This window comes from Sorangium sp. So ce1153 (assembly GCF_051521595.1).
Classification (GTDB): domain Bacteria; phylum Myxococcota_A; class Polyangia; order Polyangiales; family Polyangiaceae; genus Sorangium.
Genome location: NZ_CP150361.1, coordinates 13545019 through 13559805, shown reverse-complemented (window position 1 = coordinate 13559805; position 14787 = coordinate 13545019). Strand labels below are relative to the sequence as shown.

Here is a 14787-nt window from a genome sequence, read left to right as displayed (position 1 = left end):
TCTAACGGCATGAAGGGAGATTTGCCCCACATGCCGGCGAGCTACTTCGACGTAGACGGCACCCTGGTCACGACCAACCTCGTGCACCCGACGGTGTTCTACATGCTGAACCAGCCAACGCCGATGCACAGCATCGCGAAGCTCGGCCGCGCCCTCGTGAAGGCGCCGTGGATGGTGATGGCGGAGCTGCAGGATCGGCGCCTCTTCAACGAGCTGCTCTTCAGCTCGTTCGACGGCGTCTCCGAGGACCGCCTGGTGGCGCTCGCCGAGGAGGCGTTCGCGAAGGTGCTGAAGCCGGCCATCTACGGCAAGGCGCGGGACCTCGTGAAGTGCAGCCTCGACAAGGGGCACGACGTCGTCCTGATCTCCGGCGCGCTGGATTTCCTGATGGAGCTGCTCGCCGAGCACCTCGGCGCGACGGGCATCATCGCGAACCGCCTCGAGGTGAAGGACGGGTTCGCGACGGGCAAGCTCCTGCGCCCCGTGGTGGCCGGGCCCGAGAAGGCGCGCCTCATCCGCGAGCACGCCCACGCGCACGGGCACAACCTCGACGAGTGCTTCGCCTACTCGGACAGCTACTCGGACGTCCCGATGCTCTCGGTCGTCGGCTACCCGGCGGCGGTGAACCCGGACCGCAAGCTCAAGCTGCTCGCGCAGGCCTACCACTGGCCGATCCTCCATCTCGCCGCATGACCCCGGCCTGTCCGGGGCGGCGGCGGGAAGCCACGCCACAGCCCAACACGTCGCACCCCCTGCTCTGAAAGTCCCATGAGCCATCCTTGCGTCGTCACGCTAGACAGCCGCAGCGCCCCCCGGGTGCTCTTCTCAGGCGACCAGCTGGTCGAGGTCGACCTGCCCACCGGCACCCGCGTGCTCTACGCGAAGCCGCCCCTCGAGCCGCTGAAGGACGTCGACGCCGCGATCCGCTACGCGATCAACCACCCGTACAACTCGGAGCCGCTCTACGCGAAGCTCCGCCCGGGGATGAAGGTCACGATCGCGGTGGACGACATCTCGCTGCCGCTGCCGCCGATGAAGCGGCCTGACATCCGCGAGCGCGTCCTCACCATCGTGCTCGACCTGCTCGCCGACTACGGCGTCGACGACGTCGAGATCATCATCGCGACGAGCGTGCACCGGCGGATGAAGGACTGGGAGGTCCGGCACATCGTCGGCGACAGGATCTTCAACGCCTACTGGCCGAAGAAGCTCTACAACCACGACGCCGAGAACCTCGCCAACATGAAGTACGTCGGCACGACCGACCTCGGCGAGGAGGTCGAGCTGAACAAGCGCGCGGTCGACAGCGACCTCGTGATCTACGTGAACCTGAACCTCGTCCCGATGGACGGCGGGCACAAGTCGGTCAGCGTCGGCCTGTGCGGGTACCGGAGCCTGCGCGCGCACCACAACCCGCGGGTGATGCGCGACTGCTACTCGTACATGGACCCGAAGAGCTCCGCGCTGCACACGAGCGTCGAGCGCATGGGCCGGCTCGCGAACAAGAAGCTCAACGTCTTCACGATCGAGACGACGATCAACAACCGCATGTTCGATCGCCCGCTCGAGTTCCTCGCCAGGAACGAGGACGACCTGAGCGCGGGCGAGAAGAGCGCCCTGCGCGCCCTCCGCTTCACGCTGTCCAAGGTGCCGCAGCCCGCGCGCCAGGCGATCTTCCAGCGCGTCCCCTCGCCGTACGGCGTGACCGGCGTGTTCGCCGGCGAGACCGAGGCCACCCACGAGCACACGCTGAAGCGCAGCTTCGACCAGTACCTCGTCCCCGTCACGGGCCAGGCCGACATCCTGATCACGGGCATCCCGTACATCAGCCCGTACAACGTGAACTCGTTCCTGAACCCGCTGCTCGTGCAGGTGATGGCGAACGGCTACCTGTTCAACCTCTACCGGGGTGCGCCGATGCTCAAGAAGGGGGGGACGATGATCATCCTCCACCCCTGCACCGACCTGTTCGACAACGAGCACCACGCCCCGTACATCGAGTTCGTGCACCGGCTCCTGCCGGAGACGCGCGACGCGATGGAGCTGCACAAGCGCTACGAGAAGAAGTTCTCGGAGAACCCCGCGTACATCGAGATGTACCGCTTCGGCAACGCGTACCACCCGACCCACCCGTTCTTCATGTGGTACTGGGGCGAGGCGGGCCGGCAGCACATCGGCCGGATGATCGTGGTCGGCGCCGACAACGAGTACATCCCGCAGCTGCTCGGGTGGGAGACGGCGCGCACGATGGACGAGGCGCTGCGGATGGCGAAGCAGTCGGCCCCGCCGACGCCGGAGATCATGGCCCTCCACTCCCCGCCGATCTTCATGGCCGACATGACGGCGTAGAGGGCCGGCGGCCCGCGGGAGGAGACGCCCATGCGGCTGCACCTCATCGACGGCACGTACGAGCTCTTCCGCGCGCATTTCTCGAGGCGGCCCGAGCACCGCGCGCCTCCCGGCTGGGACGCGAAGGCGACAGTGGGCGTCGTCGCCTCGCTCCTCGCGCTGCTGCACCATCCGGACGAGGAGGTCACGCACGTCGCTGTCGCGTTCGACAACCCGATCCGCTCGTTCAGGAACGACCTGTTCGCCGGCTACAAGAGCGACGAGGGCATGGATCCGGCGCTGCGCGGGCAGTTCGATCCGGTCGAGGAGGCGGTGCGCGCGCTCGGGGTCGTCGTCTGGTCGATGGACGCGTTCGAGGCGGACGACGCGCTCGCGACGGCGGCGGCGCGGTTTCGGGGCGAGGTGCAGCAGGTGCGCATCCTCAGCCCGGACAAGGACTTCGGGCAGTGCCTCGCGGGCGAGCGCGTCGTGCAGGTCGACCGCCGGAAGGAGCGCGTCGTCGACGAGGCGGCGCTGCGCGCGGCGCGGGGCGTGGCCCCGGCGAGCATCCCCGACTACCTCGCGCTCACCGGGGACGACGCCGACGGCATCCCGGGGCTCGCGGGCATCGGCGACAGGACGGCGGCCGCGCTCCTCGGCGCCTACGGGCACCTGGAGCAGATCCCGGAAGACCCGGCCGCGTGGTCGGTGACGGTGCGCGGCGCGGACCGGATCGCGCGCGCGCTGGTCGAGCAGCGGGAAGAGGCGCTGCTCTACCGCACGCTGGCGACGCTCCGCACCGACGTGCCGCTCGCGGAGCGCCTCGACGACCTGCGCTTCCGCGGCGTGCCGCGCGGCCGCTTCGAGGCGTGGTGCGACGCGCTGGACGTGCGCACGCTGAAGGGGCGGCCGACGCGCTGGGCCCCGGAGGGGTGAGCCGGGGGCAGCGGCCGGGAGGCCTTCGTCAAGGCTACTTCTTTTCCGGCGCCGCCAGCTCGGCGAGCACGCGCTCGCGGATGAGCGGCACCGGCGGCGAGCCGTGCGAGAGGAGCGCGTCGTGGAAGCGGCGCAGCGAGAACGCGGCCCCCAGGGCCGCCCTCGCCTCCTCGCGGAGCTTCAGGATCTGGAGCTTGCCGAGCGTGTAGGCGAAGTAGCCGGGGTCGAACGTCGCGCGCACCGCCTGCTCGCGCGCCGTCGCACGGTCCTGGAAGCAGTCGTCGATGAAGCGGCGCTCGGCCGCGTCGAGGCCCATGCCCTCGGCGTGCACCCCGAGCGACACCACCACCCTGCAGTTGCGCAGCAGCGCGTCCCCGAGCTGGCCGAGCCGGCTCTCCGGGTCTTCCTTGCCGAAGCCCTGCTCGATCATCATCTGCTCGACGTAGTGGGCCCAGCCCTCGACGAACGAGTAGCTCCCGAACATCTTCTGCACGTCCGTCGGCGCGCGGTTCTCCCAGAGGCCCTGGACGAAGTGCCCCGGATAGACCTCGTGCACGGTCGTCGAGCGCAGCGTCCCGCGCTGCATCACGTACTCCTCCTGCTCCTTCCTGGGCCAGGAGGGGTCGGGCTTCGTGATGTAGTAGAACGCCTCGAGCCCCTTCCGCTCGAACGGCCCCGGCGCGTCGAGGAAAGCGGAGTTCCAGCGCATGTACGGCGGCGTCTCCTTCACGAGCGCCCGCTCGTCGGACGGGAGGCTCACGAGCCCCTTGTCCACGATGAACCGGCGCGACATCTCCATCACCCGCGTCGCCTCGGCGAGGAGCAGCTCCGCCTTCGGCCGGGTGGCCTTCACCTTCCGGGCGAGCTCCTGGTACGCGGCCTTGTTCGCCGCGAGGTCCTCCTCGCCCATCTTCTTGAACTCGGCGAGCGGGATCGAGAGCCCCTCCTGCGCGAGCAAGAGCTTCCTGTACCGCGCCTCGCCGAGCACGTGGCTCGCGTCGCCCTTCGGCAGCTCGACCTTCTCCAGGTGCTCGGCGAGCCGCGCCGCCGCGTCGGCCAGGGCCGCGTTCGTCTTCTTGAAATCGGCCTGGAACGCGGCGTCGCCCGCGCCCTCGAGCAGCTTGACCACGTCGCCGCGCAGGTACTCGGCGTAGCCGCGGAAGATCTTCACGGCGACCTCGACCACCGGCCTCGCCATCGGGCTCGCGAGGTTCTCGAGGATGCGCGGCACCTGGGCCAGCGCCGCCTTCTCGTGCTCGAGGAGGCGCCTTCCGCGGTCGGCCAGCGGCGCGTACGCGCGGTCGACGTACTGGTTCACGCCGAACAGCTCGCCGTAGAACTGCGGCCGCCGCCGCCAGTCCTCGAGATCCCTGCCGTTGAAGAGCTTGAGGTCGATCTGCTGGAGCAGGATCGCGCGGTCGAGCGCCTCGTCCGGGGAGAGCGCCGCGGCGTCGACGGCGGCGAGGGCCGCGCGGTCGCGCTCGAGGCGCGCGAGCCTCCGCTCGATCGCGGCGGCGGAGTAGTCGCCGACCTCGCCGTCGCGCTCGTGCAGCCCGCGCGAACGCGCGAACGCCGGCTCGTCCGCGGCCCACTCGCGCAGGATCCGGTCGCGCAGCGCGGGGAACGGCTCCCGCGACGCCTGCGGCGCCTGCGCGGGCTCGCGGGGCGCCGCGGCGGACGGAGGCGCAGCGGGCAAAGGGGCCGCGCCGGCGGACGGAGCCGGCGCGGCGGCGCCCCCGCCGCAGGCGGCGAGCGCAGCGAGGGACGCGAGCGCCGCGAAACGGCGAGGGAGCGAGCGGCGGGGAGAGACGACGCGGGCGGCGGCCATGATGGGCCGGAGCCTCTCAAACCGGCCTTTTCAGGTCAACGGCGGACGCTACTCGCGGAGCGCGCGATCGACGATCGCGTCGACGTGCGAGAGCGCGTGATCGAGATCGAAGCAGCGCGCGATCTCGTCCGGGGAGAGCAGCGCCGCGACGTCGGCGTCGGCGGCGAGGTTGTCCCGGAAGCGCCCCTCGCCCGCGATGGCGCGCATCGCGCAGCGCTGCACCAGCTCGTAGGCCGCCTGCCGCGGCCGGCCCTTCTGGACGAGCGACAGCAGCACCGCCTCGCTGAAGAAGAGCTCGCCCGTGCGGTCGAGGTTCTCGCGCAGCTTCTCGGGGTAGACGACCAGCCCCTCGACGAGCCCCGCGGCGCGGTCGAGCATGAAGCCGAGCGTCGAGGTCGCGTCGGGCGCGATCATCCGCTCGACCGACGAGTGCGAGATGTCGCGCTCGTGCCAGAGCGGCACGTTCTCGAGCGCGGGGATCACGGCGGCGCGCACGACGCGCGCGAGGCCGCACAGGTTCTCGCTGAGGATGGGGTTGCGCTTGTGGGGCATCGCGCTCGAGCCCTTCTGGCCCACGGAGAAGCGCTCCTCCGCCTCGCGGACCTCGGTGCGCTGCCAGTGCCGCACGTTGGTCGCGAGCCGCTCGATGCCCGCGGCGATGAGCGAGAGCGCCGCGAAGAACTCGGCGTGGCGATCGCGCGCGACGATCTGCGTCGAGACCGTCTCGGCGCGCAGGCCCAGGGCGCCGAGCGCGCGCTCCTCGATGCGCGGCGACAGGTGCGCGTACGTCCCGACCGCGCCGGCGATCTTGCCGACGGCGATCGCCTGACGCGCGGCGAGAAGGCGCGCCCTTCCGCGCTTCATCTCCGCGAGGTGGCCCGCGAGCGCCAGGCCGAAGGTGATCGGCTCGGCGGCGATGCCGTGGCTCCTGCCGATCATCGGGGTGCGCCGGTGCTCGTCGGCGCGCCGCGCGAGCGCGTCGCAGAGCTTGTCGAGGCGCGCCGAGAGCAGGTCGGCCGCGCGGACGAGCAGCACCGCGAGGCTCGTGTCGAGCACGTCGCTCGAGGTCATCCCCCGGTGCAGCCACCGCGCCCCCTCGCCCGCCAGCTCCTCGACGTGGGTCAGGAAGGCGATGACGTCGTGCTTGACCGTGCGCTCGATCGCCTCGATCCGCTCCGGATCGAGCGAGAGCTGCTTCGCCCGGATCCCCTTCGCGATGCCGGCGGGCACGAGCCCCTCGGCCTCCATCGCCTCGCACGCGGCGAGCTCCACCTCTAGCCAGGTCGAGAATCGGGTGGCGGGCGACCAGAGCTCTTCGAATTCGGACGGGGTGTAGCGGGGGATCATGGGCGGGACGCTGCGAAGGTCTGGAGGGTGCGTCAAGGCTGGAGTGGTCCGGGGCGGCCCCGGCCGGCTCGCGCCGTTCGCCTGCGCGCGCCGCGCGACGCCGCTTGCGGGCGCGCGGCGCGTTGCGAACGTTTGCGCGCGATGCCGACCGAAGCAACGGCGCCCGCGCGCGCCGACCAGGGCGGGGCGTTCGCCCGGCCGCCGCACGCGGCGGGCGCTGGCGCGGGAGAGGCGCCGCCCGAACCGACGAGCGAGCCGACAGGCGCCGGCAGGACGCAGCCGGATCGCCCGGGCGATCCCGGGCGCAGCGCGCCTCCGGGACGCCCCGGCGGTGCCGCTGGCCCCGCGGCCGAGCGGGCCCCCGCGGCCGAGCGGGCCCCCGCGACCGAGCGGGCCCCCGCGACCGAGCGGATCCCGTTGACCGAGCGGGCCCCCGCGACCGAGCAGGTCCCGTCGACCGAGTCGGCTCCCGTGGTCGAGCCGACTCCCGTGAGCGAGCGCGCCCCTGCGAGCGAGCCGGCCCGCACGAGCATGCGCGGCGCGCGCCGGGTGAAGCAGTACATCGTGGTGGTCGCGATGGACCTATCCGAGCCGGGCGGGCGGGCGTGGCGCTTCGCGTTCGAGCTGGCGGCGCTCCGGGGCGAGACGGAGATCCACGCGGTGGTCGTCGGGCCGCGGCAGGTCGCCCCCGCGGTGCGCGACGTGACGACGCCCGGCGCGTCGTCGCCGCCCTCGCTCCGGGTGCTCCAGCACCGCTTCGCGGACGGCCAGCCGCGGCTCATGGCCATGCACTTCCGCACGGGCCGGCCCGACCGGGCGATCGTCTCACTCGCCCGTGAGCTCAGCGCCGATCTCATCGTCGTGGCGACGCACCCGCAGTCGCCCTTCCAGCGGCTCTTCGGCGGTTCGACCGCCGATCGGATCGCGCGGAACGCGCCGTGCCCGGTCGTGGTCGTGCGCCCCAAGGAGGACGACGACGCGGACGCGGCCGAGTACGACCCCAGGTTGCGATGACGCTGCCTGCGCGCTCGACGCTGCCTGCGCGCTCGACGCTGCCTGCGCGCTCGACGCTGCCTGCGCGCTCGACGCTGCCTGCGCGCTCGACGCCGCTCGCGCGGCTAGCGCTCGCTCGACGCCGCCGGAGCGTCGGCCTGCGCCGCCGGCTCGAGCTTGGCGGGCGCGCTGACGCCCTCGGCCGTGCCCCCCTCGCGCGTGTCGGAGTAGCCCCACGCGACGCCGGCGGCGTCGACGAGGATGTTGTTCGCGTCGCCGATCGGCATCGGATCCAGCACGACGGCGTGCCCCCGCCGCGCGAGGTCGTCGAGGGCGGCCTGCGGCGGGGGCGTCAGCCGCTCGACGCGCACCCGGTCCGGCAGCCACTGGTGGTGGATGCGCCCGTGGCGGACCGCCTCGTCGATCGTCATCCCGTGGTCGACCAGGTTGCGGAGCACCTGGGCGACCGTGTTCGGGATCGTGTCCCCGCCCGGAGAGCCGAGGAGGAGCGCGACCTTGTCGTCCCGGCTCACGATCGTCGGCGTCATCGAGCTCGCCATGCGCTTGCCCGGCGCGACCGCGTTGATGCCCGTCTCCGAGAACGCGCCCATCGCGTTGCCGAGCAGGATGCCCGTGCCCGGGATCACGATCCTCGCGCCGAAGCTCGCCGACTGCGTGGTCGTGCACGAGACAGCGTTGCCCTGCGCGTCGATCACCGAGAAGTGCGTCGTCTGCGGGGACTCCGGCGCGAGGGCGCCCGCGGGCGCCGCGATGTCGCCCGCCGGCGTGGCGCGCTCCGGATCGACGGCCGGCGCGCGGCGCATCAGGTAGCCGCCGTCGAGGAGCTTCGCGAGCAGCTGCGCCGGCTCGGGCCCGACGAAGTCGGGATCGGCGCTCACCTTTCGCCGGTCGGCGTACGCCCGCTTCGCCGCCTCGACGAACAGGTGCAGCGACAGTCCGGAGTCCACGGGCGCCTCGTGCGCCTTGAGCCGCTCCAGCGTGAGCATGATCTCCGCGAGCGCGACGCCGCCCATCGAGGGGGGCGGCATGGTGTCGACGGTGAAGCCGCGGTAGGAGAACCGGAGCGGCGCGCGCCACTTCGCCTGGTAGGCGCGCAGATCGGCCTCGCTGATGTGGCCGCCGCGCTCGCGCATCGCGCCGGCGATCTTCCTGGCGATCGCGCCCTCGTAGAACGCGCGCGGCCCTTCCGCGGCGAGCGTCTCCAGGGTGCGCGCGAGATCGAGCTGGCGCACCAGCTCGCCCTGGGCGAGCGGCGCCTTGCCGCGCCCCCAGATCGCGCTCGCGGCCCGGTCGGTCCTCAGCCGGGGCCACGCCCAGCGCAGCGTGAGCGCCTGCCTGGCGCCGAGGCGGTGCCCCTTGCGCGCCAGGGCGATCGCCGGTGCCAGCAGCTCGGCGAGCGGCCGGCTGCCGAACCGCTCGTGCGCCAGCGCGAGGCCGGCGACCGAGCCCGGGACGCCGGCGGACGCGTACCCGAACGCGCCCGCGCGCACCATGGCCATGTTCGACTCGGTGGTCACCGACGCGGGCGCCGCCTCGCGGAAATCGACGGCCTGCGTCTCGCCGTTCGCGAGGCGGACCATCATGAAGCCGCCGCCGCCGATGTTGCCCGCGCTCGGGTGGGTCACCGCCAGCGCGAACGCCACGGCGACGGCGGCGTCGATCGCGTTGCCTCCGCGCCGCAGCACGTCCGCGCCGACGCGCGTCGCGTTCTCCTCGACCGAGGTCACGAGCCCGGCGTCGCCGCGCACCGCCCGCGCGCCGCCGGACGCGAGCGCGATCGGCGGCTCCGGCGGCAGCGGCTCCGTCGGACGCGAGCGCGGCGCCGCGGTCGTCGCCGCCGCCGCGCTCGCGGCCTGCGGCGCCGCCGCGGCGCTGGCGGGCGCCGGCGCGCCGGAGGTCGCGGGCACCGCCGCGGGCGGAGCGGGCGGCGTGCGGGCCTCGCAGGCGGCGAGCAGCGCGAGGACGAGCGCCCAGCGCGGCCTCGAACGACGGTGCAGGGTCATCAGGGTGGTCGCGAATCTACTACGGTGCCGGAGAAAGCCAGGCCGGGCCGCGCGAGGCGACCCGGCCTGGGGGCTCGGTCCTGGGGGAGCGAGAGCGCGCGCCGTCAGGCGCGCCGGGCCCCGCTCAGGACCGCTTGCGGCGGCGCGTGGCGGCCACGCCCACGCCGGCGACGAGCGCCGCGAGCCCGGTGCCCGTCAGCGGCGCCGAGGAGGACCCCGGCGTCGCGGAGCAGGAAGCGCTGGCAGAAGCCTCGGCCTCGAAATTCACCTCGATCTCCAGCGAGCTCAGGTAGTCGAGGCAGTCCTGCAGGCTCCCGGCGACGTCGACGTACTGGTCGTTGCAGAACAGCGCGCCCTCCGGCTGGGTGCACCGCGCCTCACACCCGCCCTGGAGATCGACCGTGCAGTCCGCATTGCAGTCGACATTGCACTCGAAATTCGCCTCGGCCTTGCACTCGCCGGAGCAGCTCGCGTCACACTTTGCCTGGCAGTCGGCGCTCGGCGGCGTCACCTCGCAGCTCGCGCTGCACTCGCCCTCGCAGCTCGCCTCGCACGCCCCCTCGCACTCCGCCTGCGCGCTGCCTCCGCTGGCCTCCGCCGAGCACTTGCCGCTGCAGTCCCCCTTGCAGCTCGCCGAGCAGCTCGCCCTGCAGTCGAAGCTCCCGGGATCGACCTCGCACTTGGCGGTGCACTCCCCGGAGCAGTCGACGTTGCAGCTGGCGCTCGCGCTCCCGTCGCACCGGCCTTCGCACTTCCCGGCGCAGGCCGCCGTCAGGTTGACCGGCTCGCAGCTCGCGGTGCAGCCGCCCGAGGTACGGAACTCACAGTTGGCGCTCGCAGCGAGCTGGATGTTTCCGCAAGCCTCCGGGCCGGGCGCCGCCGACGCGGTAGAAGCCATCGCGAAAGGAACTGCAAAAGTAAATACGCTTACAAAAAGCTGAGCAATGGTCCGTCGCATGCCAATTCTCCTGGGTTGAGAGCGCGGTGTCCGCGTGTGGTCTCCGCGGGTATTGCAATCGGACGACCAGCACCACCCCTTGAAGCATTTCCCCGAAAAAAAATCTCTGCGGTCGCGCCCGCTCCCTCACGGCGTATAACCGAGTTCACGGCGCGATGATGCGACATGCCACACTGCGCGCATGTCCGTGCAGGTGAGCCGGTATGCCGCGCGGTGATCAGCGGCTCACAGTGTCGGCGATCTGCCCTGTTCCGTAGCGCGCGACGACGCCCTTGCGCGCTCTGCCAGGGGTCGGCTGGCTGAGAAAGTCCCCGCCGACGGCCCAGAAGGCCCCCTCCCCGTCGGCCCAGACGGCGTGGAGGTCGGCGTACGGCTCCTCGGTGAACTCGTCGATCCAGGCCCCATCGACGAGGCGCTGCTTGAGGCCTCCATAACCGACGATCGCGACCTCCCCCGGGCGGCCGCACGCGACGCCGTTCACGTCATTGGTGAGCTCCACGTCGAGCCGCTGCCACGTCTTGCCGTCTGAACGGAGAACATCTCTTCCCCCCACCGCGTACACCTCTTCACGGCTGCAGCCGGCGGCCGTGAAGAGGGTGCCCTGCGCGATCGGCGGATCGGATTGCAGCGCCCACGTCGAGCCCGCGCGGTGCCAGATCACACCGAACTCGCCGACGGCGTAGAGATCCTCGGAGGACTCCCCCCACACCTTGTAGAGCGCCCGGCCGGCCTCCTCGGGCAGCGTCTCTCTCGACCATGCGCTCCCGTCCCAGCGCAGGACGACATCCTTCTCCGCTTCCGCGCCGCCGCCGGGCGTGCCGCCGACGGCCCAGGCATCGTCGGGCGCGAACGCGATGACGCCCCACAGCGTCGCCTCCGTCCCCGTCTCGTGCTCGGTGAACGTGTCGCCGTCCCAGTGGGCGGCGCGGCCGCGCTCGCCGACCATCCAGACGTCCTTCGGACCGGAGCCGGCCACCCACCAGAAGGTCTCTTCCCCGCCCGCCGGGAGCTCTCGCCACGCCGCCCCGTCGTGGTGCAGCACCAGCGACTCGAGGCCTGTATTGCCGAGCGGACCTCCCACCGCGAACACGTCGTCCGGGCCCGTCCCCCAGATCGACAGGACCGCGCGATCGAGATCGCCCTCGTCGAGCAGCACGCGCCACGCGGGCGGCCGCTCGTCGTGCGGCGGCGTCACCGGGTCGTCGGGGCAGCCGGCGAGGGCGAACGCGCCGAGCGCCATCGCGATCGAGGCAATCGGGGCGTTGGGAGCAACCGAGTGCAAACGGGTGCGCATGAGATAGAGGACCACCCTGGAGAGGTCATGTCGAGGCGCGTGCTGCGCAGCGCGTGTCGGCTCGGGGGCTCAGTTGCAGAACACGTCGTCCTGCTTCGGATAGTAGTAGACGAAGATGTTGCAGTGCTCGTTCTTCTCGACGATCGGGCCGAACGTGTAGCAGCAGTCGAGCTGCTCCTCGGACGTCTGGTTCTTCGTCGCGTCGTACTCGTCGAGCCCGGTGCAGCCCACCGAGGGGTCCGGCGGCTGCCACTCGAACGTGCAGCCGTACCAGACGCCGCCGTTCTTCGGGAGCTCCAGGTCGAGCTCCGGCGAGGTGAGCATCGGCGGATCGTCCCAGGCGGTCGACGTGTAGAAGCGCTCGGACTCCGCGGGCGTGCCGATGGAGGTGCCGTCCCACGCGTACATGTCGAACCGCGTGCCCCGGCTGTGAAAATGGCCGTTGGCGCCGATGACCTTCACGGGAGAGGGGCTGTTGATCTGGCAAGAGCCCTCGAACGTGGGCCGCGGGTTCGACTGGCAGACTCGAATCGACTGCTTGGTCGCGAAGACGGTGCCCATCTCGGCCGTCACCTCTTCCTTCGACAGCGACCAGAAATTCACCCGGACGCGCCCGACGGCCTCCGGGGTCTTCTGCGATGAAGCGTTCACGTAATGCGTCTGCAGCATGAGCCACTCGTCGGGCTCGAGGACGTTCGCGACGCCCTCGGGGAACTCCCAGTCGAGCTGGCCGTCCTGCTGGGAGTTCGCGACGAGCGGCCAGTCGGCCCAGTTGGGGCTCTTGAAGCACTCGCCCACGCCGTTCTGGTTCTTCTGGATGAGCCCGCCCTCGGGCCCCAGCCCCTTGATCGTCCGCACCCGGAAGATGTTCATGTGGTGCGAGCCGTCGCGCTGGGCGATCTGCACGCGGTGGAGGTTCACGGGCGCTTCCGGGTCCATCCCGTTCGACGCCGCCAGGTCGCGGACCCGGAAGAAGTAGCAGTCCTGCTGCTCGACCCCCGGCGGGACCACGATCTCCTCCGTCTGTATCTGGAACCCCCGGCCGTCTGACGGCGGATCGAGCAGCGACGGGTCGACCGACGGCCCTGGTACCGGGTCCGGGCGCTCGTCAATGCAGGCAACGGCCCCCAGCACGAGGGAAAGCAAACCGAACGTCATCCATCGAGCAGCCATGAGTCCCTCCAGACAATGGAGCAGCCAGCGGCGATGATGGAGATATACAACGTTTTGCAAATTCAAGACCGTCGTGTCAGGGAGCAGGCAGAGATCCGTCGCGGGCCGGGGTGTCGTGGCCGGACGGGCGCAGAAGCTGCTAGGATGTGGGAGAGGTTCAACCATGGCGTCGACCAAGAAATGCGGTCCGCACACGGAGCTTGCATCGAATGACGCGACGCGCGTCACCCGGTGCGCGTGCGGTACCGTCCACGTGACACTCCTCGGCCCCGGCGTGACATTTCGCATGCCAGCGGACGCGTTCCGCGGCGTCGCTTCCGGGCTCAAGGCGGCGGCCGAGCGGCTCGAGGACGACGCCCGCTTCGGGACAACCTCCATCAATTAGCTTGCGCGCCTGCCGCGATGCGGCCTACCAGTGGCTTCGCCGCTGGCTTCTCCCTCCACGGACGGCGGCGGGTCGATAAAGGGCGCCTGGCGTGTACGACGACGACGCGGAGCACTGGGTCGGCAAGACGTTCGCCGGAATGTGGTGGATCGAGCGCGTGCTCGGCACCGGCGGCATGGGGAGCGTGCTGCTCGGGCGGGCCGCGGACGGCTCGCAGGTCGCGCTGAAGGTCCTGCACCCGGAGCTCAACGCGATCGCGGAGGTGCGCAAGCGCTTCCTGCGCGAGGGGTTCATCGGGAACTCGCTCGGGGGCGCGGACGCGGTGCCCGGCGTGGTGCGCGTGCTCGGCTCCGGCGAGACGCCCGAGGGGCTCGCGTACCTGACGATGGAGGTGCTCCAGGGCGAGACGCTCTTCGATCGCATGGCGCGCACCGGGACGATGCCGCCCGGCGAGGTGCTCGCGCTCGCGGATCAGGTGCTCGAGACGCTGGCGATCGCGCACGCGCGCGGCGTCGTGCACCGCGATCTCAAGCCCGAGAACATCCACCTCGGCAACGACGGGCGCGTGCGCATGCTCGACTTCGGCATCGCGCGGGTCGTCGACGGGCTCACGGGCCTGCCCGAGAAGACCGCGACCAAGACCGGCATGATCATGGGCACGGCGACGTACATGGCGCCGGAGCAGGCGACAGGGCTCATCCACGACATCGACGGGCGCACCGACCTGTTCGGGCTCGGGGCGACCATGTTCCGGCTGCTCTCGGGCCGGCAGGTGCACGGCGACGTCACCGAGGCGATGGAGGTCATCGCCGCCGCGACCGAGCCGGCGCCGCCGCTCGCGTCGGTCGCGCCCGGCATCCCGCCCGCCGTCGCGGCGGTGGTCGATCGGTCGCTGGCGTTCATCAAGTTCCACCGTTACCCGAACGCCGAGACGATGCGCGCGGACGTCCGCGCCTTGCGCGCGGGGGGCCTGCCGCCCTACGCCCAGGCCGTCCTCGAGGGGCGGATCCACGCTGGCCAGCCGCTGTCGCAGCCGGCGCCGCCGATGCCGGCCGCCGCCGTGTCGCCGAGCGCGCGCCCGCAGCCCACGGTGACGGAGCCACCGCCGGCCGCGCTGGGCCGTCCGGAGCGCACGCTCCGCGATGAGAGCCTGACGGCGCTCCCGGGGGCCAGCGCGCCGCTCACGCAATGGTCGACGGGCAAGCTGGTGCTGCTCGTCGGGGGCGCGTCGCTCGCCACCGGCGTGATCGTGGCGGTCGTCGTGGTGCTGCTCCTCGTGAGCTGCTGACGGACCGCGCGGGCGCACGGCCGATGAGCCGGGTGGTGGCCGGATTTGAACATGAAGGCGGGAAGGCGGGAAGAAAAGATCAATGATCTTCCTGCCTTCCCGCCTTCATGTGAATCACTCCGGGGCAAATTGGGCCACCATCATGAGCCGCGGGCGGGGCCGCAGGGCCTCGTCGCGGTAGGGTCGCGCTCGCCGCGCGGCCTGGGCGCTCGCGCGCGGCCTGGGCGCTCGCG

12 protein-coding genes are annotated in these 14787 nt (G+C 71.8%); 6 read left to right on the top strand and 6 right to left on the bottom strand.

From position 1 onward, the window contains the following. Positions 1–9: 9 nt before the first annotated feature. From WME85_RS49375 to WME85_RS49365, 3 genes are all read left to right on the top strand, one after another. A complete protein-coding gene (locus tag WME85_RS49375) occupies positions 10–693 on the top strand; it encodes an HAD family hydrolase (RefSeq protein WP_437832199.1) in 684 nt (227 codons plus the stop codon). A 75-nt stretch (positions 694–768) separates the two neighbouring features. Further along, positions 769–2349, top strand: a complete 1581-nt coding sequence (locus WME85_RS49370; RefSeq protein WP_437505585.1) for a lactate racemase domain-containing protein — start codon at positions 769–771, stop codon at positions 2347–2349. Between the two features lie 30 nt (positions 2350–2379). Beyond that, entirely contained in the window at positions 2380–3264 is an 885-nt protein-coding gene (locus WME85_RS49365; RefSeq protein WP_437832196.1) for a 5'-3' exonuclease, read from the top strand. Positions 3265–3298: 34 nt separating this feature from the next. On the opposite strand, the gene WME85_RS49360 is transcribed toward WME85_RS49365, so the two are convergent. After that, entirely contained in the window at positions 3299–5092 is a 1794-nt protein-coding gene (locus tag WME85_RS49360; protein WP_437832194.1) for a DUF885 domain-containing protein, read from the bottom strand. Positions 5093–5140: 48 nt separating this feature from the next. Beyond that, positions 5141–6439 carry an adenylosuccinate lyase gene (gene purB / locus WME85_RS49355; RefSeq protein WP_437832192.1) on the bottom strand — a complete coding sequence of 433 codons (1299 nt, stop codon included), beginning with the start codon at positions 6437–6439 and terminating at the stop codon, positions 5141–5143. A gap of 141 nt (positions 6440–6580) precedes the next feature. Here purB and WME85_RS49350 point away from each other — a divergent pair, with 141 nt between their 5' ends. Then, positions 6581–7453, top strand: coding sequence for a universal stress protein (locus WME85_RS49350; protein ID WP_437832190.1), 873 nt, complete (start codon positions 6581–6583; stop codon positions 7451–7453). 104 nt (positions 7454–7557) lie between these two features. On the opposite strand, the gene ggt is transcribed toward WME85_RS49350, so the two are convergent. From ggt to WME85_RS49330, 4 genes are all read right to left on the bottom strand, one after another. Then, positions 7558–9456, bottom strand: coding sequence for a gamma-glutamyltransferase (gene ggt / locus WME85_RS49345; RefSeq protein WP_437832187.1), 1899 nt, complete (start codon positions 9454–9456; stop codon positions 7558–7560). 124 nt (positions 9457–9580) lie between these two features. Beyond that, positions 9581–10354, bottom strand: coding sequence for a hypothetical protein (locus tag WME85_RS49340; protein WP_437832185.1), 774 nt, complete (start codon positions 10352–10354; stop codon positions 9581–9583). Between the two features lie 277 nt (positions 10355–10631). After that, the gene (locus tag WME85_RS49335; RefSeq protein WP_437832183.1) at positions 10632–11708 is read right to left on the bottom strand and encodes a WD40/YVTN/BNR-like repeat-containing protein; all 1077 of its coding nucleotides are present in this window, start codon (positions 11706–11708) and stop codon (positions 10632–10634) included. Between the two features lie 69 nt (positions 11709–11777). Then, the gene (locus tag WME85_RS49330) at positions 11778–12881 is read right to left on the bottom strand and encodes a hypothetical protein (protein WP_437832181.1); all 1104 of its coding nucleotides are present in this window, start codon (positions 12879–12881) and stop codon (positions 11778–11780) included. Between the two features lie 163 nt (positions 12882–13044). Between WME85_RS49330 and WME85_RS49325 the strand changes: the two genes are divergently transcribed. Both WME85_RS49325 and WME85_RS49320 read left to right on the top strand, forming a co-directional pair. Next, positions 13045–13266: a hypothetical protein gene (locus WME85_RS49325; protein ID WP_437305977.1), complete on the top strand. Its 222-nt coding sequence runs from the start codon at positions 13045–13047 to the stop codon at positions 13264–13266. 91 nt (positions 13267–13357) lie between these two features. Then, on the top strand, positions 13358–14554 hold the full coding sequence (locus WME85_RS49320) for a serine/threonine-protein kinase (RefSeq protein WP_437832178.1): 1197 nt from the start codon (positions 13358–13360) through the stop codon (positions 14552–14554). Positions 14555–14787 lie beyond the last annotated feature (233 nt).